Below are 25,020 nucleotides of genomic sequence, written 5' to 3'. Positions count from 1 at the left end.
ACATTGCCTCCCTTCATCTTATCTTCCAGAACAGAAGTTCTGCTGGAATTAGCACCTGGCCGGAATCCGGCTGGTTGCTGAGGCTTCACCGGGCCAGTCCCTCCGCCTCTCTGGATAAGATGAACTTTTGCAAATATTCAATTATGAGAATATCTTAGAAAAATTCCCGTGCTTTTGTCAAGGGAAATTCGAGATCTCTATATTCAGTCCGCCTCCATGCCGCCGAACCAATTGCCGGAAAGGGCGGGAAGAAAGCGAAGGCGGATTTTTTTATTTTCCCGTCGGCGGTATCAATATCCGATGGGGGAACTTGTGCATCGATTGCAGACGGTTCTGCCTCCGTTTCAGGCAGGGCCGATCGGCCCTTCGGTTCAGGCGCGGCGGCGCGCCGGCCTTTACATGCATTCCCGGCGAAAGCTATAATTGTGGGGATGGCAAAAAAGAGCGCCGTGGAAAAGCCGTAAACGGAGGTTTTCCGGCGGAAGGGGGATGCCGGACCGGATGCCCGATGGGCATCGGCATTTTGCCGGCAAAACGGGGAAAGTGTCCGGAGACCGCCGGTTCCCGGCTTTTCGGGCGGATCGCGCAAGGGGGTTCGGGAGATGAATAACATCCAATCCATTTGCATATTTTGCGGTTCGAATTTCGGGAACGACCCGGAATACAGGAGGGCGGCCAGGGATCTCGGAAAATTCCTTGCCGACCGGGGGATATCCATGGTTTACGGCGGCGGCAAGGCGGGCCTGATGGGGGAGATCGCCGATGCGGTTTTGCGCAATCAGGGCCGGGTGATCGGGATCATACCCGAATTTTTGCGAAAGAAAGAGTTGGCCCACGAGGGCGTCAGTGAACTCTTCATTACGGACACCATGCATGACCGCAAAGCCAAAATGCACGAATTGGCCGACGGCTATATCGCCTTGCCGGGAGGCTACGGGACCTATGAAGAAATTTTTGAAGCCCTCTCCTGGCTGCAGATCGGCATGCACAAAAAGCCGATCGGCCTGTTCAACGTCAACGGTTTCTTCGATCCTTTGATTCGGATGCTGGAACACACGGTGGAAAAGGGATTCGCCAAGCCTGAAAATTTGGAGTTATTGATCACCGCCGGCGATGCGGAAACCCTTTTTCGCCGGATGGAGCGGTTCGAACCCCGTCTCGTTCATAAATGGGCATGATCCCGGGAAAGGCGAGCTCCGGCAAACCGGCCCGTGGACATGGAAGAGATGTCGCGGCCTTCTCGCCTGTATGAAAAAGCCCCGGATTCCCTTGTTTCCAAGGGATCCGGGGCTTTTAAGCAGCCTTTCCCGCGCGGAAGCCGATCAGCGGGAGTAGAACTCGACGATCAGGGATTCGTTGATTTCCGCCGGAAGTTCCGAACGTTCCGGGTAACGGGTATAGGTGCCTTCCATTTTTTCCGGATCGAAGGTTAAATATTCCGGAATGAAGTTGGTTAATTCAATGGCCTCTTTAATGATTTGCAGGTTTCTCGATTTTTCGCGGACGCCGATCGTTTGACCGGGTTTCACGAGATAAGAGGGGATGTTGACGCGTCTTCCGTCAACCAGGATATGGCCGTGGGTCACCAATTGCCGGGCTTGCCGGCGGGTGCGGGCGAGGCCCAGCCGGTACACCAGGTTGTCCAGGCGGGATTCCAGCAAGATCAGGAAGTTTTCGCCGTGGACCCCTTTCATTTTCCCGGCTTTTTCAAAAGTGTTGCGGAATTGGCGTTCGTTTATCCCGTACATGTGGCGGAGTTTTTGTTTTTCCTGCAATTGGAGGCCGTATTCGGAAAGCTTTTTCCGTTGATTGGGTCCGTGTTGTCCCGGAGGATACGGACGTCTTTCCAGTTCTTTACCCGTTCCGCTTAACGAAATCCCGAGCCGGCGGGAAATCTTCCAAGTCGGTCCTGTATAACGGGACATTGAAGTTCCTCCTTATAAAAGTTAGTCGGTAAAATAAAACAGTTGCGTACATCGTTTATCGCCATTTTGTTTTCATGTACCTTCGCCCCAGCAGCTGAGGGTTACGCGGTACAACTCCGGCAAGGAGCAACAAAATGGGCGGATAAACATGTACACATAGGCTGCCATATTTTACACAAAGTCTATTATATGGAATTGCAACAATGAAGTCAACAAAAGAATGGGAAATGTTTATGGCAAGATTTTCACGGTGCATTGGGCCGCATCCGGTTCAGGGGCCGTTCGAATGTCGGACCCCGGGAGCGATGATGGACATTTTTCCCGCGGTGATGGACGTTTTTTCCGGGATGACGGTTATTTTTCTTTCATGTCGGACAAATTTTTTTCCATATTGAACATAAATTTTAAAATGATGAAACGATCGCTGAAAATGCCGGACAATCCCAACTGTTGTTGGACGATTATTTTCAGATGTCAAACAGTCCGGATGAGATGATGGACCGTCCGTCGTGAAATCCAAAACTAATGTTGAACGTTTTCTCCAAGATATTGGACAAACGAAATCGTTGATTGAACATTTAAGTAATAATGTTGAACATTTTTCCTTGGATGTTGAACCATCCGCGCCTGATGGAAAAAAGGAATGTTGGGCATTCCGGGCCGAAAAACCGAATGTTGGCATGCTGCACTAAGTCTTTAATATTTAGGGAAGGTCCCGCTTCAAGGCGGACGGGGTTTTTGCGGCTATGTTGAACAAGATTTCTATGTCGGATGGTTCGGGCGGCGGAACGTGAAAACCGGAAGGGCATGATTCGGAAAGGGAACGGACCGGATGTCCGGCCGCCTGCCGGTTTTTTTCGGGGCGGCCGATGGGGGGAGTTTTTCCGCCGGCCCAAATTTGGGACCGGAAGCCGCCTTGGGACGAATTTTTAATTTTTGCGGCGGGCAAAAGTTAAAAAAACATTTAAAAATTGAATCAACAAATGCGTTTTTATGCTATAATGAATACATACGGATGAAAAATATGGAAATTCGTCCAAAAATGTTAATCCTTGCTAAAATAATCGCAGAGTTCCTCCGGAAACGGGGAAAACTTTGCGTAATTTTTTGATTATTTCGATCATAACGCAGACAGGTGAGATTGGAATGAATGCCCAGGAAGAGCAGTTGCTTTACGGATTGAAAAGCGAGCTTCTCGGGATCATGTATGAATGCAGACCGGAGAGCGTCCTTCATGACGATATGAATATACTGGCCGAAACGCTTTGCAAACATCTCGGAGCGGAGCGGATCCGCTTTTTGCTCCGGCTGTCCGCCTTTGAGACGGAAGAGATCGCCGTCCTCCTGAAACCCCCGGAAATATTCTCCTTCATCGACGATTGGGACGAAATGAAGCACCGGCTGCGGGAAGACGGCCGCGGCGTCTTCGTCCGGATCGGCGAAGGGGCGTTTCCCCCTTACAAAACCGGCATTCTTTTAAGAAACGGAACCCGGGATCCGATCGGTTGCATCCTTTTGGACCGGATTTCCTTGGCGGAATGTCCTTCCGCCGAATGGTGGGAGCAGTTTTCCTTGACCGTGTCCCAATTTTTGGTGAAGCTCTTTTCCTTTAAATCCGTTTGCGTCAAGGAGATTTGGAATGAGAAATTGCTCCGCGTGACGATGAAAATCCATTCCTCCATGGATATCGGGGAAGTTTTGCAAGAAATGGTGGAATTTTTGAAGGAACTGTACCCCGCCTTTTCCTATCATCTGTTGTTGTCCAACGACAACGATTGCGGGCATTTGCCGGTGCAATTGTTGAACTATAACGATCTGGAAGCCTTGTCGATGAAAGCGTATGTGACGGGGCAGGTATGCATGGAGGAAGGGAAAGACGGGAACACCCTTTATTTTCCGTTAAAAGGAAAACAAGGGGTTTACGGGATTTTGCAAATCGGCAATGTCCGGATGGAACGGATCCCGAAAACGATGGTGGAATTCATTTCCATTTTGGCCAATACGGCGGGGAACGCGATGGAAAACGCCCATCTGTACCAGCAGTCGAACCAGCTTGTCCGGGAGCTGAAGCTGGTGACGAAGGTATCCCATCAATTGAATTCCCGCCTGTCCCTCGATGACCGGACCCATTACATGATCAGCCAGCTGAAATCTTCGCTCCGGGCGGAAGAAGCGGCCTTTGTGCTCCTCAAAGGAAAAAATCCCCATGTTTTGCAGGGGAGCACCCCGTTTTTTTTCGGCGAGGAAAGCGCCTTTTATTTGCGGTTTCTGCAGGATCATTTCTCTTCCAACCGCGAACCTTTGTTTATCGGCGATTTTTCCGAACATCAAAAGGACAGGCGCCATCGGTTTCTTTCGCTGATGGCCGTGCCGATGGAACAGGAAGATGAAATATGGGGATTTGCCGTCGCCCTCCATCATGAGCCTTATTTTTTTTCGTTTAAAACCTTCAAGCTTTTTCAGACGCTGACCCAGCATTCTTCTTTGGCGATCGCCAATTCCCTGCTCCGGGAAGAGCTGGAGTGGCTCGTGATCACCGATTACAGCACGAAATTGTACAACCGGAATTATTTGGATCAGGTGCTGGAAAAATCGATGGCCGAGGACTTGGAAGGGACGTTCATCTTAATCGATATCGACAATTTTAAGTTCGTGAACGACACTTACGGCCATCATGTCGGCGATCGGGTGCTGATCCAGCTGGCGGGGATCATAAAAGACAATTTGACGGATCGGGAAATCAGCGCCCGGTGGGGAGGGGAAGAACTGGCCATCTACATGCCCGGCCGCTCCTTGCGGGACGGCGTGCTGCTGGCGGAGCGGATCGCAAAATTGGCGGAAACCCATACGGATCCGAAAGTGACCATATCTTGCGGGGTGGCCTATTGGAACAGGAAGATGAAAGACGATCCTTTAAAATTGTTCCGCCGGGCGGACGAAGCGTTGTACGACGCGAAACGGAAAGGGAAAAACCGCGTCATCGCCTATTCCGGCTAAAAATGCGGCAAACGGCGGGCTTCCCTTGCGGACATCAAACCAAAATGTCACCTTTCCATCCTGTTCGATTGCGCGAAAAACGGGCAGCATCCCCTCCGGGCGGGCCGGCCAAAAAGCGATCGGTCTGCCAGGGAGGGGATTTTTTCTGGCGAAAAAATCGGCCGCATGGGAAGCCGCTTTCTCTCCATCCGGCCGGTAAAGTTTGTCCGAGGCCGACGGGGAAGGATAATATCGGGCACGCCAGGGGTGCGATCCTTTGCAATCCCCGCCGGCTTCCAAAAAAACGAACGGCCTTTCCCCGGCGAATGCCGGAAAAAGGCCCAAGCTTCATAGGCTTTTTTTCATGGATCGCCCAACAGACGGATCCGCCGATGCCAGAGCCCGTCCCTGTGATTTTGGTTCAAAATGAAATACGGAATGGCCCGCTTTTTCGGGCCGGCTGCCGTGACCGGTCGCCGCCGCTTTAACGGCTTATTTCACATATTGGGCGAGGACGTCGGCGAACATTTGCAAATATTTTTCATCCGTTTCGTCGAAGCGGTCCTTCAACGGGCTGTCGATATCCAGCACGCCGATCAGCTCTCCGTCGGCGATCAGCGGCAAGACGATTTCCGAACGGCTTCTTGCGTCGCAGGCGATATGGCCGGGGAACTGTTCCACATCCGGGACCCGGATCGCTTTCCTTACCCGGGCGGCCGTCCCGCACACCCCTTTGCCCACGGGGATGCGCACGCACGCGGGGAGACCCTGGAACGGGCCGAGGACCAGTTCATCCTTCTCCAGCAAGTAAAAGCCCACCCAGTTGATATCCGTCAAAAACTGATTCAAAAGGGCGCTGGCGTTGCTCAAGTTCGCGATCCGGTTTTCCTCGTCTTCGACGAGGGCCTTCAGCTGTTTGATTAAAAGAAGGTAATTTTCTTCCTTCGTGCCTTTGTATTCCACGACTTGAAACACGGGCATCCGCTCCTTTACGGCCAGGATTGGAATTTTCACAAAAACGGTTCCGGTTCCGATGGAAAGGATGTGATACTTTATTATAATACATAATGGATGGAAAAGAAAAAACAAAAAATGCGAAAGAGGCAAGAATTTGTCCCAAAACGTTCCCGGACATGGTATCATATAAGCATTGGGAGATTCTTTTTTCGCTTTCTTGCAAGGGACAGGGGTGCTGGAAATGGAATATGTTATCGGGATTGTATTGATCGCGGCCGTGCTCATCCTGATCGGATTTTTCGTAAAACGAAATTATTACCAGGAAATCGACCGGCTGGAGGCCTGGAAAATTGAAATCATGAACCGCCCCGTTCTCGACGAGATCGCCAAAATCAAACAATTGAAAATGCACGGACAGGCGGAAGAATATTTTGAACAATGGCGGAAAACCTGGGACAATATCGTGACCGGGGATTTGCCGGATGTGGAAGAATGGTTGTACGATGCGGAGGACTGCGTCAGCAAATACCGTTTTTCCAAGGCGAAGGAAGTGCTGGCCAAGATTGAAAGGACGCTGAAAAGCACGGAAGAAAAGATGGAGTCGATGCTGGCGGAATTAAACGAATTGATCGGCAGCGAGAAAAAAAACCGGGAAGATATTGCCCGGTTGGAGCAATTATATAAAAAATTGAAGAAAGAATTGCTCGCCAACCGCCATTCCTTCGGAAAAGCCGCCGCCAGGCTGGAAGGGGAGCTGGAGGCCGCCGGGCATCTGTTCGCCCGATTTGAAGAAGAAACCGATCAGGGCAATTATTTGAATGCCAGGGAAATCGTGCTGGAATTGAAGGAAAAATTGGAGCGACTGGACGAGAATATGAAAAAGATCCCCCTTCTCCTCGAAGAATGCCTGCACGTCATCCCCGGGCAGATCAAGGAGATCGTCGACGGATCCGCCGAAATGCGCAAGCAAGGCTATAATTTGGAACACCTCGGACTGGAAAAGGAAATCCGCCGCATTGAAGATCAGATCAGCCGCTACCGGGAATACCTGGAACAAGCCGAGACCGAAGAAGTCAGCAAAGGTTTGGAAGACGCAAAAGAAAGCCTGAACCTGTTGTACGACCTTTTGGAAAAGGAAGTTTCTTCCAAACTTTTTGTGCAGCAAAACAAGGAAAAGATCCGGCAAGAAATGGACACAATAAAAAACGTCAACGATCGATTGCAGGAAGAAGTCCGCAGCGTGCAGATCAGCTATCAGCTGCCCGAAAAGGAAACGGAATTTGTCGCCGAAATGGATAAAAAAATCGAACAAATGAAAAAGACCCTTTCCTTGCTGCTTACGCCGAATGGGACGGAGAACACGGCCTACTCCATCTTGAAAGAAAAACTGGAAGAAATTTCAGAGGAAATGAAGCAATTGGAAGAAAAACAAAAGGAATATCTGGAAAAGCTGCAATCCCTGCGGAAGGATGAACTGGAGGCGCGCCAAAGGATCCAGGAACTGAAAAACAAGGTGGTCGAATCGCGCCTGATGATCAACCGGAGCGCCATCCCGGGCGTTCCCCAGGACATCGAGGCGCTGCTTTATTCCTCCTTCGAGGCGGTCCAGGAATGCCTCCGCCATCTCGAGCAGAAACCTTTATCGATGGAGGCGGTCCGCGCATCGCTGGCGAAGGCGGAAGAAAATGTCACGTACATGCATGACAAGGTCGAAGAAATGCTGGAAAACGCCTTCCTCGTGGAAAAAATTATTCAATACGGGAACCGGTACAGAACCCGGTATCCCTTTGTCCGGGAAAAATTGCTCGAGGCCGAGAAGGCCTTCCGCAGCTACGATTATGCCGCGGCCCTCGAACAAGCGGCGGCGGCCGTCGAAAAGGTGGAGCCGGGCGCGCTGAAAAAGATTGAAGCCCTCCTGAATGAACAGTCGCAATAATTGTTCCGTTTGGGGGCCGATTCCCCGCTTTCCCCATCTCCTTCCTTGATGAAACAGTCACAAGAATTGTTTGAAGTATATCTCTTTGATATACTTTTTTTTTGAACAAATGGTTCGTCGTGCGGCCGGACCCGCACGGCCGTTGCGACGGTTCATTTCCTTGGAAAAGGATGATTTGGATGATCTATCTCGATAACAGCGCCACAACCGAACCATACCGCGAAGTGGTTGACGCCTTCGTGAAGGTATCCCGCCAGTTTTTCGGAAATCCATCCTCCCTTCACGGCATCGGCCTGGAGGCGGAAAAATTGTTGAATGAATCGCGGAGGCAGCTGGCGGAACTCTTGGGCGTGAAAGATAAAGAAATTTTTTTCACGTCGGGCGGAACGGAAGGGAATAATACGGCGATTAAAGGGATCGCATTCGAATACCGGAAACGGGGGAAACATATTATTACGACTTCCGTCGAGCATCCGTCCGTCTATGAAACCTGCCGGCAGCTGGAAGGGCTCGGTTTCGATGTCACCTATCTGCCCGTCGGATCCGATGGGGCCGTCCGGGTATCCGACGTGGAAAGGGCGATCCGGGACGATACGATTCTCGTTTCCGTCATGCATACGAACAACGAGGTCGGCGCTGTCCAGCCGATTGAAGCGATCGGCCGCCTGCTGCAAAATTACCCGAAGATCTTTTTCCACGTGGATTGTGTCCAGGCCATCGGAAAAACGCCGGTCGATTTCCGAAAGGCCAACATCGATTTGGCGACGGTATCCGCCCATAAATTCCACGGCCTGAAGGGAACAGGGGCCTTATTTGTCCGGGAGGGAATCCGGCTTTCCCCCCTTTTGGCCGGCGGGAATCAGGAAAAGGGGTTGAGGAGCGGCACGGAAAATGTCGCCGGGATCGTGGCCATGGCCAAGGCGCTGCGCCTGGAAATGGAAAAAATGGCCGCGGAACGGGGCAATTTGTTGGAGATGAAGCATTATTTGCTCGACGAACTGGAAAAGATCCCGCAAGTGACCGTTCATTCAAGGAGGGAGGGCGCCTCCCCGAACATCGTCAATTTTTCCGTTCGTGGCATGAAGGGGGAAGTCCTCGTTCATGCCTTGGAAGAACGGGGGATTTACGTGTCGACGACGAGCGCCTGTTCCTCCAAACTGGAAAAGCCGAGCCGGACGCTCCTGGCCATGGGCGTCCCGAAGGAGCTGGCCCAATCCGCTTTAAGGATCAGCCTGTCCTACACGAACACGATGGAAGAAATCCGGATTGCGGCCGAAACGATAAAAGAAACGATCGAATCTTTACAAAAAGTGATGAGGGGTAAACGATGATTTACGATCAAATTTTAGTCCGCTACGGAGAAATGTCCTTAAAAGGGAAAAACCGAAAAATATTTGTGGACCAGCTGCGGAAAAACGTCCGCCGGGCGTTGGAAGATTTCCCTAACATCGAAATCCAAGCGAAAAGGGACCGCATGCATATTTTGTTGAACGAAGAAAATATGGGGGAAGTCAAGGAAAGACTGAAAAAGGTGTTCGGCATCCATTCCTTCAGCCCGGTCATCAAGTTGGAAAAGGACATGGAGCGATTGAAGGAAAGCGCCAAACGGTTGTTCCTCGATCTCGATGCTTCGGGAAAGACCTTCAAGGTTTCCGCCAAACGGGCGGATAAGACCTTCCCCTACACTTCCGACCAAATCAACCGCACGCTGGGCACCTATCTGCTGAACCAGATCCCCGGCTTAACGGTGGATGTGCACCATCCCGATTTTGACTTGCAGGTGGAAGTCCGCCAGGAAGCGATTTACGTCACCTGCGAAGTCATCAAAGGGGCCGGCGGGCTCCCGGTCGGTTCAAGCGGAAAAGGGATGCTCATGCTGTCGGGGGGCATCGACAGCCCCGTCGCCGGCTATCTGGCGATGAAAAGGGGATTAAAAATCGAGGCGGTCCATTTTTACAGCCCGCCCTTCACCAGCGAACGGTCCAAACAAAAGGTGATCGACATCTGCAAAAAACTGGCGGAGATCTGCGGGGAAATCCCGCTGCATATCGTTCCCTTTACGGAGATCCAGCAAACGATCCATCAGAAGGTCCCGAACAATTATTCCATGACGATCACCCGCCGGATGATGCTCCGGTTGACCGACGAGATCCGGAAAAAACAAGGGGGGCTGGCGATCGTGAACGGCGAGAGCCTCGGCCAGGTGGCCAGCCAGACGCTGGAAAGCATGTTCACCATCAATGAGGTGACCGACACCCCCGTGCTCCGGCCGCTCGTCGCCATGGATAAATTGGAAATTATCCAAATTGCCAAGGAAATCGGCACCCACGATATTTCCATCCTGCCCTATGAAGACTGCTGCACAATTTTTGCGCCCGCCCAGCCGAAAACGAAGCCGACGCGGGAAAAGGCGAATGAATATGAAACCTTGTTTGATTACCGGGCATTGATGGAAAAGGCATTGGCAGGGATCGAGACGATCGTCGTCTCTTCCGGCGAAGAACCGGCCGAAAAGACGGCCTTCCAGGAGCTGTTTTAAAACAACCGAACGGGATTGTCCGCGCCGCCGGGGCGCGGGCGCTTTTTTTTCTTGGACGGAATTACTAGCACCAAGCAGTGAAAGGGTATTATTGATGATGGTTGGTGTTTATGCGTCTTGACTTAAATAAAAATTAGGATCTCGTTTAAATCTCCATTGTTTGACCTGTTCAGCGGAAAAGATATGGATGGGACATAACTAACCTTTTGGTGTTAGTTATGCCGTCCAAGTTTTTTTCGGTGACCGGTCCCGCGGCCTTCGGGCTGCGGTTTTACCGCCATCCTTCCGAACCGCATCTTCCGGACGCGGATGACACCCATGCCCGGTTTTCGGATTCGCCGGCGGAAAAGCTTTTTTCCGGAAAAAGGATGTTCCCTATCTTCTTCATTAGCCGGCGGCCGGAAGGCCGGCTTTTTTTTTTGCTGGAGCCAGCCTTGTAATTATTTACCTGGCTTTTTCCCGCATGAATCCATGGATTTTACGCATTCTATTGGTACAAGGAGGTGAGATGAAATGGCTCGTAACAATAACAGCAACCAATTGCTTGTTCCCGGCGTGGAAAAAGCCCTTGAACAAATGAAATACGAAATCGCCCAAGAATTTGGGGTGAATTTGGGCGCTGACACAACCTCCCGCGCGAACGGTTCTGTCGGCGGCGAAATCACGAAACGGCTCGTTCAAATCGCTCAACAACAATTAAATGGCAGAGTTTCACAATAAATATAGCGCTTGGCTTTGGGGGCCTTCCTGAGGGGCCCCCTTAATCTTGGGCGGAAAAGGCCGGAATGTTTAACGGAAACCCCCGCTCGCCTTCCATCTTTTTCTTCTATCTTAAAATTTTCCCCAATAACCCGTCTTTTATTTTTTATTAAAGGAAATTTCCGGAAAAGCCGTAACGGCGGACATGCATTTTTTCGGAAGGGAGGGCGGTGCGGGGCCCGGTTTTCCTGCCGGATTTCCCTTTTTCCGGACCGGGCCGCCGCCGGTGAAAAACTTATTCCGAAAGACCCGAACAACCGGAACCCTTTTTCTTGTCGTATGTGTAAAATTATTCGCAGTACGAATTCATTCAATAGGCAAAAAGAGAAGGCGTCCTGCAATAAAAGTGTCCGCCACAACACTTCCCGGACGATTGAAAAAGCGGAGCACAAAAATCATAATAAAGTTGTTAAATACGTCCGGAAAGGAGAAATAGGGGATGGGCATATTATGGACGAAGGGAAATATATATACGATGGAAAAAGAAGGGGAAAAGGTCGAGGCGGTTTTTACGTCGGAAGGCAAGATCCTCGGGGTTGGAAAGGAAGAGGATCTGCTTCATGACTTCGGCCGGGACGTTCGGCAAGTGGTGGATTTGCGGGGGAAGACCATGCTCCCCGGTTTCGTGGACAGCCACATCCACTTGATCGGGCTCGGCGAGTCCTTGCTTCGCCCCGATTTGGCCCGATGCGGGAGCAAAAGGGAAGTTTTGCAGACGATAAAGGAGTATGCGTCCCGACTGGAAGAAGGGGAATGGCTGATCGGCGAAGGATGGAATGAAAACGCCTGGTCCGACAGCCGGGAGATCACGAAGGAGGATTTGGACCGGGTCGTGCCGGACCGGCCGGTCCTTTTGAAAAGAATTTGCCGCCATTCGGCCGTTGTCAATTCGAAAGTGTTGGCTCTGGCGGGAATTACCGGGGAGACGGAAAATCCCCCGGGCGGGGAGATCGGCAAAAGGAACGGGGAGCCGACCGGCGTTTTAAAAGACGCGGCGCTGGACCTGATCGCGCCGCTCGTGCCGAAACCTTCCCTCCCTTTTTTGAAAAGGGCGCTGAAATTGGCGGTTCAAACCTGCCGCCGGTACGGGTTGACCGGCGTCCACACGGAAGATTTGAACTATTACGGCAGTTTTCGGGATACATACCGGGCCTTCCAAGAAGTGCTGCAGGAAGAGGAATTTCTTTTCCGCGCCCATCTGCTCGTGCATCACGGCGTCATCGACGAATGGCACCGGGCGGGCTTCCGCTATCTCCGCGGGGGCGGGAATGTGGAGTTCGGCGCCATGAAAATTTTCGCCGACGGCTCCCTCGGTTCCCGGACGGCATTATTGAGCGGACCGTACAAAGATGATCCGGCAAATCGCGGGATCGGGGTCCATTCCTTGCCGGAATTGAAAGAGCTGGTGAGGAAAGCAAGGGAGTTGAACACGGCGGTCGCCATCCACGCCATCGGCGATTTGGCCGCGGAATGGGCCATCGAGGCCATGGAGGAAAATCCGGCGCCGGAAGGGATGCGGGACCGGCTGATCCATGCCCAGGTGCTCCGGGAGGATTTGTTGGAACGGTTGAAAAAATTGCCGGTGGTTATCGACGTTCAGCCCCGTTTTCTGCTCAGCGACTATCCGTGGGTTTTGGACCGGGTCGACAGGGAAAGGTCGCCCCTTCTGTACGCCTGGAAATCGCTGCTGAAAGCCGGGCTGGCCGTGGCCGGCGGGTCGGATGCGCCGATTGAACCGGTGAACCCCATGGAAGGCATTTATGCGGCGGTCACAAGGGCCCTTCCGGACCGGCCGGATGAGGCGTATGATCCCGGGGAAAGGCTGAGCGTGTTCGAGGCGGTTTCGTTGTACACGTCCGGAAGCGCCCGCGCCTGTCTGCGGGAGGGGACGCGAGGAAAAATCAAGCCCGGATATGACGCGGATTTTACCATCTTAAACAAGAATATTTTTGAAATCCCCCCCGAAGAAATATTGGATGTGGAGGTGTGCGGCACGGTCATCGGCGGAAAGATCGTTTACGGGGCGGAAGACGGGATAAAGGCCGGAACCTGACGGGATTTTTCCCCGGCTTTCCGGCCAACCCATCGGCGGGAAGAGAAAAGGGCTGAAACCGGATCCCGGCGGTTTCCGTAATAAAATGGAGGGCAGCGGCAATCACCGCTTGCTCCGCAAGGTTTCGAGGCTCGGTTTCCGTAATAAAATGGAGGGCAGCGGCTTGCCGCTGCCCCTTGCCGATCACAAAAACGTCCTTTTCACTTTCTCCCAGAAGGAATTGTCCTTCAATTTGATCACTTTTACGATTTTTCCGCTCAGCTTAACTTCGATTTTTCTCAAGTTTCGGATGGAGAGGGCCTCGTTGTCCATGCTGACGATCGGGAAATCGTTCCCGCTGTGGACGACCTTCAAGGTCAGCGTCCGGTCCCCGCTCAAGATGAACGAAGAGCCGAGGGTCCGGTATAAGTTGTTATTTAACGAAGCCAGTTCGCTCACTTGGAAACAGTGGAGCAGCGGATCGACGACAGCCCCGTTGATGGATTTGTTGTAGCCGGTGCTTCCCGTCGGCGTGGCGATGATCATGCCGTCGCCCCGGAAGGTTTCAAAATGGAGATCGTCTATGTATACTTCCATCACAAAGGTTTTGACGATGGACGAACGGATCGTGCATTCATTCAGGCAATAGAAGGCGGCTTCGTCATCGACGGTCACTTGAATGGTGGGGTATTTCCTCACCTCCACCTTTTCGCTCGTCATCGCCTCCACCATTTCATCGGTCTCGTCGACATGGAAGTCGCTGTAAGCGCCGACCTGGTTTTCGACGGAGATGCCGGCGTACAGGCAATCGTCGCGGAAACCGGATTTCCGGACGGCCTGCAAAAAGGTGCCGTCGCCTCCTACGCTAACGATGATATTCGCGTCCCGGCTGTTTTCTACGGGTTTCAGCCCGTAACGTTCGGATAATTCCCTTAATTTTTTGACTTTTTCCGAGACTTCAGGGGAAGGCTGATAGTAGAAGTAAATATTCTTTCGTGGATCCATTTGGGTTTCCTCCTCTCGGTTCTCGCCGGATGAAATATGTTATGATTAATGTTAGTTTAGCATTTTTTGCTTGAAATACCAACTTTGCGCATTGGGGTGATAGGATGTCGGGAAAAAGATGGGCCGCTTTGGGGATCGCGGCGGCGCTGTTTTTCGTTTCGTTGATGGTTTCCTTCGGAAAGGCGGATAAGGAAACGGAAAAATTATGGAAGGAATATTTTTCCGAAAAACCCTTTTCGGAAAAGGTCATCGAAGAGGGTGACGAAAACCGGAAAATTGTCGTGCTTGAAGTCAACGGGGTCATCCAAGATTCCGGCGGGGCGGAAAGTTTGCTTTCCGGCGGAGGCTACAATCATCAATTGTTTTTGGAACAGCTCGATTCGGTGATGAAAGATGCCACGGTCAAGGGCGTCATCCTGCGGGTGAATTCCCCCGGGGGAGGGGTGGTGGAAAGTGCGGAAATCCACGACAAGCTCACCGAACTGATCGAAAAAAAGAAAAAACCGGTGTATGTTTCCATGGGATCGATGGCGGCGTCCGGAGGCTATTATATCTCGGCCCCGGCGACCAAAATCTTTGCCAGCCCGGAAACCTTGACCGGTTCCATCGGCGTCATCATGCAAGGGTACAATGTTGAGGAACTGGCCAAAAAATTGGGGATTAAGCCGGTGACAATCAAGAGCGGGCCGTTTAAGGACATCATGAGCCCCACCAGGGAGATGACCGAGGCGGAAAGAAAGATTTTGCAAACGATGGTGAATAATTCCTATGAACAATTTGTCCGCGTCATCAGCGAGGGCCGGGGCATGAGCACCGAGGAAGTGAAAAGGTTGGCCGACGGACGGATCATGGACGGGCGCCAGGCCAAGGAAGCGAAATTGATCGATGATTTCGGATATTTGGACGATGTGATCGACGCGATGAAGAGGGACTACCGCGGTTTGCGCAACGCCCAGGTGGTCCGTTACGGGGAACAATTGCTGAATATCGGTTCCCTCCTCGGCTTAAAGGCGAAGGAAGTGCTGCTGGATGAAGATTTGGAAACGTCCCTGCTGGCGAAGCTCTTGAACGCGAACAGCTCGCCAAGGCTCATGTATTTGTATACGGAATAGGGGGTGGCGATGATGGACTTCCAAGAGGAATTGGGAAGGGAAGGGAACGGTTGGGAAGCCCCGGATCGCCCGGCCTTTGCGGGGTTTTGGATCCGGTTTTGGGCCTATTTGCTCGATTTGATCGTGATCGGCTCCATCAAAAGAATCGCCGTCATTCCTTTAGCCGATTATTTCCAATGGACGGACGGGTTCTTTTCCTTGAAAACGGTTCTCGGGGCGGCCGTCTTTTATCTCTATTTTGTGCTGATGACAAAATTTTTCGGGCAAACCTTGGGAAAGATGGCATTCGGTTTGAAAGTCGTTCCGCTTAAAGGCGAAAAACTCGACTGGCTGACCGTCCTTTTCCGGGAGCTGATCGGCCGCTATATCTGCTCCACCCTTTGGGTCACTTACGCGGTTGCCGCCTTCACGAAAAAGAAGCAGGGCATCCACGATCTGTTTGCCGACACCACGGTCATCCATGAAGAGTATGTGAAGCGGCAAACCCATACCCGGCCGCAGAATGCTTATTGACGGCCGATGCAGGAAAAAGGGACTGACTGGCCAGGTGAAGAAAATCGCCGGAAGGGGAGCGGTGTATTGCCGTTGTGAAAAGGGAATAAACGACAAGGTAAAAGCCGTGCAAAAGGCCGGAAGATCCGCCTTTTGCCGGCTTTTTTGCCCTTTGCCGTGCGCGCCCCGGAGGCGCGGCCATATGCCCGCTCCCGGGTTTTTTTTTTGAAAAGGAAAGATCGGATGATGCCGGTTTTGTCCGCTCTTTTCGCCCGATCGCCGCAACGGAACATCCCTCCCGTCGGACTGCGGGGGGTGCCCCGTCTTTTCTTCCGGGTGAAAGGAGGAAACCTTTGGCCGGATTTCGGATCTGCATCCCTTCCGCCGGATCTCCGGGAGGATGAACCGTTATTCCGCGACGTTCTTTCCTTCCCTGCGGCGGGCAAAAACCGGCCGGGCCGGTTTCCCGGGCCGATTTTCACCGGATGTCCGTTTATTTTCCGTCGCCGAGGTCCATAATGGAATGCTGAAGGGTTGTGAGGAACTTGGCCACCTTGGCGGCAATCGGTTTTTTGTTGGTCATCTTATTCATCCTTTCTTTATTTATCCGGCTGAACATACGGGTTGAATTTTCCCATGACGGGAACGGGGGGCGTTTCACCGTCGATCTCCGGGCATTCATGGGCATCGTCCGCTATCGCTGGGAAAAGGCACCGGCGGAAGGGAAGGACAAGGAAGCGAAGGGCGGCGGACCGGACGCCCGCGGACCGGAGAGGGACAGGGAAAAGGAGAAAGGGTCCGCCCCGGAAAAAATGAAAAAAGCGATGGAGAACTTTCAAATAAAACTGGAGGAGTTCCTGCGGATCAAAACGATCGCGCAAAACTTTTTCAAAAAGGTGAAGATTTTTCGCCTTGAATGGGTGACGGTCGTGGGCGCTGGCGATGCGGCCCTCACCGGCCTTTTTTCCGGGGTCCTTTGGGGGATCAAGGGAACGGTCCTCGGCGTCCTCGGCCAAAATTTTTCCCTTCGGACCCGCCCCCTCATCCACGTTTCCCCCGATTTTCAGCGGGAGATCGCCGAAACCCGTTTTTTATGCATGATTCAGTTCCGGCTGGGGCATGCTATATTCGCAGGAATCAAAATTTTGCAAGTCCGGCGGAAAGCAACGGCCAAAAGAGAAAACAGGAAAAGAAGCGCAAACCTATGATTGAGGATACGGGAGGTCATTCAAATGTCAGAACATCCGATTCAAGGGTTAATGACGACGGCGATGGAAAACATTAAAGAGATGATCGACGTCAATACGATTATCGGCGAACCGGTCCAGACGCCCGACGGAAGCATCATTTTGGCGGTCTCCAAAGTGGGGTTCGGCTTTGCCGCGGGAGGAAGCGAATTTTATATCGACAAAGCCGGCGCGGAGGATTCGTCTTTCGGACAGGGCATGCCTTTCGGGGGCGGAAGCGGGGGCGGCGTGTCCATCACCCCGGTCGCCTTTTTGATCGTAAACCAACAAGGGGTGAAAATGCTTCATCTCGATGAAAATACCCATTTGTATGAAAAAATCCTCGATTTGGCGCCGAACGCGGTGGAAAAGATCCGGCAGATGCTGGAGAAAAACAAACAGCAGACGAACGCGGGGAACCATCCGGGAAATGACGGAAACGGTTTTGCATCCGGCCCGAACCAGTTCTCCTTGTAAATCGCCGATTCCACGACCGACGGGCATTGTTCCCGGTCGGTTTGCTTGTTTTTAGGGCTTTTCCAATCCGGGGGTTCGGACGTGGCGGAAGGGCCATTCGCCAAATGATGAAGTCCGAAAATTTGTGCAAAACGAAGCGGGGGCAAAGCGGTTCCGGTCCCGGAAAGCTGGTATTCCCCCGATTGGGAGCCGGGATTTACGCAACCACGAGGACTTGGTCCGCCGAACGGAAAGCCCGATGGCGGAAGGAGAACCAGTTCTCCCGGCCTGCGCCCGAGCAGATCCGGGTCGGGGAAAGGGTTTTCCGCCAAGATCAGGGAAGGTCGTTTTTCTTTGCCAAAAGTGCCGGATTTCCGGTATGATAGGATAAGAAAAGGAGGGAGAAAACATGGCTTCTGTAACGTTTAAAGGAACTCCGGTCACATTGGCCGGCAACGAAGTGAAGGTGGGGGATCCGGCACCGGATTTCACCGTATTGGACGAAAATTTGCAGGAAGTGACCCTCGGGAATTTCCGGAACCAGGTGCTCTTGATCAGCGTGGTTCCTTCCTTGGACACCGGGGTATGCGACGCCCAAACCCGGAAATTCAATGAGGAAGTAAACAAATTGGAAGGGGTCAAACTGTTGACGATCAGCGTCGACCTTCCCTTCGCCCAGAAACGCTGGTGCGCGAAAAGCGGTTTGGAAAATGTGATTACCCTGTCCGACCACCGGGATTTGTCCTTCGGCCAGGCTTACGGGGTGGTCATGAAAGAGCTGAGGCTTTTGGCCAGGTCGGTTTTTGTCGTCGATTCATCGGGAAAAATTACATACAAGGAAATCGTGCCTGAAGTTTCCGCCCATCCGAATTACGAAGCGGCCCTTGCCGCCGCAAAGCAAGCGAAATAACTCCGATTTTTATCGGGGTTTTTTCTTCGTTTCTTCCGTTTTTGAAAGGAGAGAAAAGAGGAGGAATTTTTTTGCAGTTAACGGCTGTGGAAAAACTGTTCCATATTTTGGACCAATCCACCCTTATTTTGGAAAACGAGCTCAATTGCACCTATTTGGAGGCGCTGGTTGAAACGGGGGAAAACCTGTTTCAAAACCGGGTGCTGCAGCAGGGGATCGACGAATTCACCGCAAAAAAGCTGGAAAAATTTTATTCCGATGCCGATCTGTCCGCGATGGAGAAAGAGGATATCCGGAAAGCCTTCCAGCTGGCCTGTTTGAAAGGGATGAAGCGGCACGTCCAGCCGAATCACCAGATGACCCCCGACTCCATCGGCATTTTGTTGGCTTACTTTATCCGAAAGTTCGTCCCTGACCGTGCCTTTTCCATGCTCGATCCCGCCGCCGGAACGGGAAATCTGCTGACGACGATCTTAAATCAGCTGCCGGATGCGGAAATCAGGGCCACCGGCATCGAGCTGGACGATTTGCTCGTCAAACTCGCCTATACGGGATGCAATCTGCAAGGGCATCCGGTCGAGTTCTTTAACCAGGACGGCCTGGCGAACCTGTTGGTCGATCCGGTCGACGTGGTGGTGTGCGAGCCGCCGGTGGGGTATTATACCAACGGCCGGCAGGCTGAAAAATTCGTTTTAAAAGCGGAGGAAGGGCATTCCTTCATCCACCATCTGTTCATCGAACAGGGCTGCCGATACGCCAAGGAGGGCGGCTATTTGTTTTACGTCGTCCCCCATCACTTGTTTGAAAGCAAGGAAGCGCAGAAATTGAACGCCTTTATCAAGGAACATATGCATATGCAAGGGTTTTTGCATTTGCCGGACAGCTTGTTTATGAACAAAAGTTTGGCCAAGAGCGTACTGATTTTGCAAAAGAAAAAGGAGGGCATCCGTCCGCCGAAGGAAATCTTCCTGATGAAATTGCCCTCCCTGTCCAACAAGCGGGCGCTGGCGCAAATCTTCGCCAAATTCGATCAATGGATGAAGGAAAACAAATGAGGGAAAAGGGCCTTCCCCGGACGTTTCCGCCCCGGGAGAATAGCCGGTCGGAACGGGGAAGCCCGCCTTCCGGTAAAGCGAATCATGCAAACGGCTCCCTTTGTGAAAAATTCCTTCCATGGGATCTTTCGGCATCCTGCCGGCACGCGGGCCCTTTGGCCGGAAAAGGACCGCTTCGCCGCGAAAATTTTCCGCCGGCTCCGCCGGAGCGGGAAGGCTGAAACGGCCGAAGGCCGGCCGCCCATCGGAACCCGTCAAAGCGGCTGAAGCTTCCGACATCTTTCCTTTTCCGGATGGGGCGCATCCCGATTCCGTTTTATGAAATTATTTATTTGAAATTTTAAAATATTAATTTTAATGGGAATAATTGTTTTTTATGTAAAAGCGGTGACAATTTGTTTCAGCAGTTGAAAAAACCTTTCTACAATGGTTAAATGTTTAAGGACATAATTTTGAGAATATATTCACATAACTGTCTCAGCAATAGATCGATTGCAAAAAGGAGAGAAAACGGATGCCAAAGGTTTTAGCGATCAATGCCGGCAGTTCCTCATTGAAATTCCAGCTGTTTTCGATGCCGGAAGAAACGGTCATTGCCAAGGGGATCGTGGAACGGATCGGATTCAAAGACGCCATTTTTTCGATTAATTTTGGCGGCGAAAAAGCAAAAAACGTGCTTTCCATACCGGATCATAAAATGGCCGTCGAACTGCTGCTGGAGAAATTGCGCAGCCTGGGAATCATCGGTTCCTACAACGAAATTGAAGGAATCGGGCACCGGGTGGTCCACGGCGGGGAAACGTTCAGCGATTCGGTCCTGATCACCGACGAGGTGATACGGCAGATCGAGGATTTGGCGGACTTGGCCCCCCTTCACAATAGGGCCAATGTGACCGGCATCAAGGCCTTTAAGGAGATCCTGCCGGATGTCCCCGCAGTCGCCGTATTTGATACGGCCTTCCATCAAACGATGCCGGAAAGTTCGTTTTTATACAGCTTGCCCTATGAATATTACAAAAATTACCGGATCCGCAAATACGGTTTCCACGGGACTTCCCACAAATATGTTTCCCTGCGGGCGGCCGAATTGCTGGGCAGGCCGATCGAGCAGCTGCGCTTGATCTCCTGCCATTTGGGGAACGGCTCAAGCATCTGCGCCATCCAAGGGGGCAAATCGATCGACACTTCCATGGGATTTACCCCCTTGGAAGGGATCCCGATGGGAACGCGGTCGGGGAACGTCGACCCGGCGATCATTCCTTATATCATGGAAAAAACCGGACAAACGGCCGAAGAAGTGATCGAAGTGTTGAACAAAAAGAGCGGACTGCTGGCCCTTTCCGGTTTTTCCAGCGATTTAAGGGATATCGAGGAGGAAGCGGAAAAGGGGAATCCCCGTGCGGAATTGGCCCTCGAAGTGTTTGCCAACAGCATCCATAAATACATCGGTTCCTATGCGGCGCGGATGAACGGAGTGGATGCGATCATTTTTACGGCGGGAATCGGGGAAAACAGTTCCGTCGTCCGGTCGAGGGTATTGAGAGGCCTGGAATTCATGGGCGTCTATTGGGATCCGGAATTGAATAAGACGCGGGGAAAAGAGGCTTTCATCAATTATCCCTTCTCTCCCGTCAAAGTATTGGTCATCCCGACGAATGAAGAATTGATGATCGCCCGTGACGTGATCCGGCTTACGAAATAAGGGTTTCGCCGAAGAAGGCCGCGGTTTGGCATACCGCGGCGGGATCCGGCTTGCGGGGCGTTTTCGCCCCTTTCCATCCGCCCTATGGGGCGGATTTTTTATTTTGGAAGCCAAATTAAAGCGTGCACCCGGTGCAAATATCGAACTCATGCCCGACGGGCTGTCTGATGAAATAACCTGTCTAATTTTTTGGGGTCCCTTCATGCCTGACATTGGGTGCGGTTCGGTGCGGGACGGACTTTGCGGAAGGCGGGCCGGCGGGCAGGCCGTTTTCGCCGGTTGGCAAAGATTATGCTATACTTATGGCAAAACGGAAGGTGCGGGAGGGAAATGGGATGCCGGTTTCAGCGGAGGATGGACGGGTCTTGGCCGGTCCGGAAAGGGAGTCGGCCGTTTTTGAGGACGGATTGAAACGGAAGTACGACCTTTGGCTGGAAGAAATCTTTTCGTTACTGCCGGAAGATGTGCAAAGGAAATTTTGGGAATCGCTGGATGATTGGCTCTTGTACCTTGAGATCCTCATTCAGCAGACCGGTTTCCAAAAGAAAAAGGTCCGGCAGATAACGGAGAAGGCGAAAATCTTCGCCGAAGACATCGAGAACATTGAAGATCTGCAAAAGCTTCCCCTCCATCAGCTGAATGTTTTGGCGAACCAAGAGATTTCTGAATTGAAGCTTTTTTCCCTGCTGCAAGGGGCCGTTCAATGTTCGGGGAACCGGTTGCTGCTCGGGCTCGATCTTCCGGCGATGACGGTGCTGAATGTAAGGGCGGTTCAAACCGTCGCCGCCGCCTACGGATTCGATGTGCGAAAACCCTTTGAGACGGTCGCCGCCCTGAAGGTATTTCATTGCGCCACCGTGCCGAAACGTTTTCAAAAACAATATTGGGAAGAACTGAAGGCCTTTGCGGAAAAACAGGAGGAGATCGACGTCCGGAAACCGATCACCGGCCTCCCCTGGATGAATCATTTGCTCGTCCAGCTTTTCAAAGGATTTGTGGTCCATATGCTGCGGAAGAAAAGATACAACGGCTGGCCGCTGCTTTCTATGGCCATTGGCGGGTGGGCCAACTTTCGCGTTACGAAAGACGTGACCGATTTGGCGAAAAGATTTTATCAGTACCGTCTGAGCCGGGGAAATGAATAGGGGGGAGCGCCAGCCCGGGTGGGGGCGATGCTTTTGAAAGCCCCGGACGGGGTTCGGCCCTTGGATCCGGCGAAAAGGAAAGGGCCTGTGGCAAAGAGCCGGCGAAAAGCCGGGAGCACGCTTCGGGACGGGGACTGGCCTCCGGTCGAGGCTTAGTGACGGATGAAGGCCAAGATTTTAAAAATGTGGAATCGGTCAGCGGCGGATCATGGCTTTTCCGGTTTCGCCTTGCCAAAAAAGGGGAGCCAGGAGGGCCATGGGAAGGATGGGGGCCCGCCCGTCAAGGCCGGGGCGTGTCCCTGGCGAAGGCGGAAGATCCGGCCGGGACGGAGGGACGATGCAGTGTTTAAATTGCGGAAATGGGTCGATACAAAAAGAGGAGGGGCGGAAACGTTTCCCCCCTCCCCGTTTATTCCTCTTCTTCGCTGCGGACGACGAGGACATCGCATTTGGCGTGGCGGACGATGGCCTCGGAGACGCTGCCGATGATAAAGCGTTCGACGGCATTTAATCCAGTGGCGCCGCAAACGATTAAATCGGCATCAAATTTTTTGGCGATATCCTTGGCGATTTTCACTTTGGGGGAGCCGTAATCGATGACGATCGTCACATCATCGATCCCTTCGTTGACCGCTTGTTCTTTATAGCTGAGCATCATTTCCTGGGCCATTTGATCGACGCGCTCGGAAAGCGATTGGTCAAAGGCCTCCAGCCTTGCGAGGGAATGAATGTCGATGATATGGGTCAGAAACAGTTTCCCCCCTGACTGTTTGGCGATTTTCAACGCCTTCTTAAAGGCCCGTTCCGCTTCTTTCGAACCGTCGATGGCGACAATAATGTTTTTATAATTCATCGCGAAATCCCCTCCCATTTCTATTATACCTTGAAAGAAAAAGCGGGAGGTTCTGAATTTCAACAAGTTAACGAAAATTGAAAGCGCTTCGAACTCTGCTTGGATGTTTTGTCAAAATGGTATAAATTAAAAAAGAAGGGATGGAAAACATTGAAATTGGAGGTGTGATCCGCCGATGCGAATTGGCGTCCCTAAGGAAATAAAAAATAATGAAAACCGTGTTGCAGTAAGTCCTGCCGGCGTCCACCACCTGGTCAACCATGGCCATGAAGTCCTCCTCGAAAGGAACGCCGGGCTTGGGGCCGGGTTTACCGATGAAGAGTATGTGTCGGCCGGGGCGAAGATCGTCGACGATCCCGAGGATGTCTGGAATGCAGATATGGTCATCAAAGTGAAGGAGCCGTTGCCCGGCGAATACAAATATTTCCGGGAAGGCTTGATTTTATTTACATATTTGCATCTTGCCAACGAACCGGAATTGACGCGGGAACTTTTGCGGAAAAAAGTCGTGGCCATCGCCTATGAAACGGTCCAGCTGGAAAACGGTTCGCTGCCCCTCTTGACGCCGATGAGCGAAGTGGCCGGACGAATGTCGGTCCAAGTCGGCGCCCAATTCCTTGAAAAGATTTACGGCGGAAAAGGGATTTTGCTTTCCGGCGTTCCCGGCGTGCAAAGGGGGAATGTGACGATCATCGGCGGCGGGGTCGCCGGCACGAATGCGGCGAAAATGGCCATCGGCCTTGGCGCCAATGTGACGGTCCTCGACGTCAACCCGAACCGGCTGCGGCAGCTGGATGATATTTTCCATTACGAGATTAACACGTTGATGTCCAACCCTTATAACATTGCCGAGTCGGTGAAAAATTCCGATCTGGTGATCGGCGCCGTTTTGATCCCCGGAGCCAAGGCCCCGAAACTGGTGACCGAAGAAATGGTGAAGTCGATGACGCCGGGGTCGGTCGTTGTCGATATCGCCATCGATCAAGGCGGCATCTTTGAAACGTCGGACAGGATCTCCACCCATGACAATCCGACGTACATCAAGCATGGCATCGTTCATTACGCCGTCCCCAACATGCCGGGGGCCGTGCCCCGGACATCCACCTTGGCCCTGACGAATGTGACGATTCCCTATGCCCTGCAAATCGCCAATAAAGGATTCCGGCGGGCCTGCTTGGAAAATGGCGCCCTGCGGAAAGGGATCAACACCCTGGGCGGCCATATCACCCATACCGGAGTGGCCGAAGCCCATAACATGGAATATGTGGACAGCTACAGCCTGCTGACCCAAGGCGAGTTTGTGAATTAAACGGAGGATTGCCGCTGGGATCAAAGGCCGCATTGGCCTTGCGGTTGCAATGAGGCGGATGAAGGGGGACGTAGGACGCGGTCCGGATCGTGCCGGGCGGGCCGTTGCGAAAACTTTGCTTACTACGGGCATGAAAAGGAACAGATTTTGCGGCGGGCTTTTCCCGGCATTCGTCCGGGGGAAGGCCGCCGGTATTTTTTAATAGCGCGGCCCTGAAGAAGGACCGGCCCTTGAAGCGCTCGACGGGCCTCTCCGGCGGTGAGGGGATCTGCGCCTTCGGCGGAAAGGAAAAAACCCTTCGGCCTGTTACCGATGAAGGTTAAGCCCGGAGAGAAATTCAAACCCGGCCCCATTCGTTCGTTTTCACGCGCCGTCCTTTTTTCGCAGGAAAAAAATCCCCGGCAGGCCTTCGCGCTTTTTGCCGCCTGCAGGGGGATCATCCCGGCCTGATTTTGTTTTTTAGCATATCAAGCTTCGGGACTTCCGTTCCCTTTTTGCTGATGAAAATCGGATTCGGGATGCAAGATCCCGAATCCTCATTCGTGTCTCGGTCTTTCGCGGCAGCCTGTCCGCGGCCGTCCCCGAAGCGGAGAAGGATAGCCCTCCAACGTCGGTTTTGCCGTCCCTGCGG

General features: G+C 52.4%; 20 protein-coding genes and 1 riboswitch. Of the genes, 16 read left to right on the top strand and 4 right to left on the bottom strand.

Annotation, left to right across the window (positions count from 1 at the left end):
- Window positions 1–15: 15 nt before the first annotated feature.
- Window positions 16–121, bottom strand: a riboswitch (SAM riboswitch).
- A 490-nt stretch (window positions 122–611) separates the two neighbouring features.
- On the top strand, window positions 612–1,178 hold the full coding sequence (locus A3EQ_RS0117255) for an LOG family protein (RefSeq protein ID WP_026500050.1): 567 nt from the start codon (window positions 612–614) through the stop codon (window positions 1,176–1,178).
- A 144-nt stretch (window positions 1,179–1,322) separates the two neighbouring features.
- On the opposite strand, the gene rpsD is transcribed toward A3EQ_RS0117255, so the two are convergent.
- Window positions 1,323–1,925, bottom strand: coding sequence for a 30S ribosomal protein S4 (gene rpsD / locus A3EQ_RS0117245; protein ID WP_020156402.1), 603 nt, complete (start codon window positions 1,923–1,925; stop codon window positions 1,323–1,325).
- A 1,146-nt stretch (window positions 1,926–3,071) separates the two neighbouring features.
- Here rpsD and A3EQ_RS21405 point away from each other — a divergent pair.
- Complete coding sequence (locus tag A3EQ_RS21405; protein WP_020156399.1) at window positions 3,072–4,922, top strand: sensor domain-containing diguanylate cyclase; 1,851 nt, start codon at window positions 3,072–3,074, stop codon at window positions 4,920–4,922.
- A gap of 471 nt (window positions 4,923–5,393) precedes the next feature.
- Here A3EQ_RS21405 and A3EQ_RS0117220 read toward each other — a convergent pair whose 3' ends face one another.
- Window positions 5,394–5,882: a GAF domain-containing protein gene (locus A3EQ_RS0117220; RefSeq protein ID WP_211212072.1), complete on the bottom strand. Its 489-nt coding sequence runs from the start codon at window positions 5,880–5,882 to the stop codon at window positions 5,394–5,396.
- A 217-nt stretch (window positions 5,883–6,099) separates the two neighbouring features.
- Between A3EQ_RS0117220 and ezrA the strand changes: the two genes are divergently transcribed.
- The 5 genes from ezrA (at window position 6,100) to A3EQ_RS0117185 (ending at window position 13,145) form a co-directional block, all read left to right on the top strand.
- Window positions 6,100–7,794 (top strand): septation ring formation regulator EzrA, encoded by a 1,695-nt coding sequence (gene ezrA / locus A3EQ_RS0117215; protein WP_026500047.1) that lies wholly within the window; start codon window positions 6,100–6,102, stop codon window positions 7,792–7,794.
- 179 nt (window positions 7,795–7,973) lie between these two features.
- Window positions 7,974–9,125 carry a cysteine desulfurase family protein gene (locus A3EQ_RS0117210; protein ID WP_020156395.1) on the top strand — a complete coding sequence of 384 codons (1,152 nt, stop codon included), beginning with the start codon at window positions 7,974–7,976 and terminating at the stop codon, window positions 9,123–9,125.
- Window positions 9,122–10,333 carry a tRNA uracil 4-sulfurtransferase ThiI gene (gene thiI, locus A3EQ_RS0117205; RefSeq protein WP_020156394.1) on the top strand — a complete coding sequence of 404 codons (1,212 nt, stop codon included), beginning with the start codon at window positions 9,122–9,124 and terminating at the stop codon, window positions 10,331–10,333. The genes A3EQ_RS0117210 and thiI overlap by 4 nt, the downstream gene beginning before the upstream one ends.
- Window positions 10,334–10,846: 513 nt before the next feature.
- Window positions 10,847–11,053: an alpha/beta-type small acid-soluble spore protein gene (locus A3EQ_RS0117195; protein WP_020156392.1), complete on the top strand. Its 207-nt coding sequence runs from the start codon at window positions 10,847–10,849 to the stop codon at window positions 11,051–11,053.
- Window positions 11,054–11,531: 478 nt separating this feature from the next.
- Window positions 11,532–13,145, top strand: coding sequence for an amidohydrolase (locus A3EQ_RS0117185; RefSeq protein WP_020156391.1), 1,614 nt, complete (start codon window positions 11,532–11,534; stop codon window positions 13,143–13,145).
- Between the two features lie 183 nt (window positions 13,146–13,328).
- Here the strand turns inward: A3EQ_RS0117185 and A3EQ_RS0117175 are convergent, their stop codons facing one another.
- A complete protein-coding gene (locus A3EQ_RS0117175; protein ID WP_020156390.1) occupies window positions 13,329–14,129 on the bottom strand; it encodes an NAD kinase in 801 nt (266 codons plus the stop codon).
- Window positions 14,130–14,233: 104 nt separating this feature from the next.
- Here A3EQ_RS0117175 and sppA point away from each other — a divergent pair, with 104 nt between their 5' ends.
- The 8 genes from sppA to A3EQ_RS0117115 all read left to right on the top strand — a co-directional run bounded on the left by sppA (window position 14,234) and on the right by A3EQ_RS0117115 (window position 22,227).
- Complete coding sequence (gene sppA / locus A3EQ_RS0117170; protein WP_020156389.1) at window positions 14,234–15,241, top strand: signal peptide peptidase SppA; 1,008 nt, start codon at window positions 14,234–14,236, stop codon at window positions 15,239–15,241.
- A gap of 12 nt (window positions 15,242–15,253) precedes the next feature.
- Window positions 15,254–15,754: an RDD family protein gene (locus A3EQ_RS0117165; protein ID WP_020156388.1), complete on the top strand. Its 501-nt coding sequence runs from the start codon at window positions 15,254–15,256 to the stop codon at window positions 15,752–15,754.
- Between the two features lie 524 nt (window positions 15,755–16,278).
- The gene (locus A3EQ_RS21880) at window positions 16,279–16,941 is read left to right on the top strand and encodes a DUF2953 domain-containing protein (protein ID WP_154652908.1); all 663 of its coding nucleotides are present in this window, start codon (window positions 16,279–16,281) and stop codon (window positions 16,939–16,941) included.
- A 24-nt stretch (window positions 16,942–16,965) separates the two neighbouring features.
- Window positions 16,966–17,436, top strand: a complete 471-nt coding sequence (gene ytfJ, locus A3EQ_RS0117150) for a GerW family sporulation protein (protein ID WP_020156385.1) — start codon at window positions 16,966–16,968, stop codon at window positions 17,434–17,436.
- 388 nt (window positions 17,437–17,824) lie between these two features.
- Window positions 17,825–18,325, top strand: a complete 501-nt coding sequence (tpx, locus tag A3EQ_RS0117140; RefSeq protein ID WP_020156383.1) for a thiol peroxidase — start codon at window positions 17,825–17,827, stop codon at window positions 18,323–18,325.
- 71 nt (window positions 18,326–18,396) lie between these two features.
- Complete coding sequence (locus A3EQ_RS0117135) at window positions 18,397–19,380, top strand: class I SAM-dependent methyltransferase (RefSeq protein ID WP_020156382.1); 984 nt, start codon at window positions 18,397–18,399, stop codon at window positions 19,378–19,380.
- A gap of 514 nt (window positions 19,381–19,894) precedes the next feature.
- Window positions 19,895–21,082 carry an acetate kinase gene (locus tag A3EQ_RS0117125; protein ID WP_020156380.1) on the top strand — a complete coding sequence of 396 codons (1,188 nt, stop codon included), beginning with the start codon at window positions 19,895–19,897 and terminating at the stop codon, window positions 21,080–21,082.
- A 335-nt stretch (window positions 21,083–21,417) separates the two neighbouring features.
- Window positions 21,418–22,227 carry an EcsC family protein gene (locus A3EQ_RS0117115; RefSeq protein WP_026500045.1) on the top strand — a complete coding sequence of 270 codons (810 nt, stop codon included), beginning with the start codon at window positions 21,418–21,420 and terminating at the stop codon, window positions 22,225–22,227.
- A gap of 409 nt (window positions 22,228–22,636) precedes the next feature.
- Here A3EQ_RS0117115 and A3EQ_RS0117100 read toward each other — a convergent pair whose 3' ends face one another.
- Window positions 22,637–23,080, bottom strand: coding sequence for a universal stress protein (locus tag A3EQ_RS0117100; RefSeq protein WP_020156375.1), 444 nt, complete (start codon window positions 23,078–23,080; stop codon window positions 22,637–22,639).
- Window positions 23,081–23,255: 175 nt separating this feature from the next.
- On the opposite strand from A3EQ_RS0117100, the gene ald reads away from it, so the two are divergent.
- Window positions 23,256–24,389: an alanine dehydrogenase gene (gene ald / locus A3EQ_RS0117095; RefSeq protein ID WP_020156374.1), complete on the top strand. Its 1,134-nt coding sequence runs from the start codon at window positions 23,256–23,258 to the stop codon at window positions 24,387–24,389.
- The last annotated feature ends 631 nt before the right edge of the window (window positions 24,390–25,020 follow it).

The organism is Caldibacillus debilis DSM 16016 (assembly GCF_000383875.1).
Taxonomy (GTDB): domain Bacteria; phylum Bacillota; class Bacilli; order Bacillales; family Caldibacillaceae; genus Caldibacillus; species Caldibacillus debilis.
The sequence above is the reverse complement of the archived record's forward strand: the minus strand, read 5'-3'. Positions and strand labels throughout refer to the sequence as shown.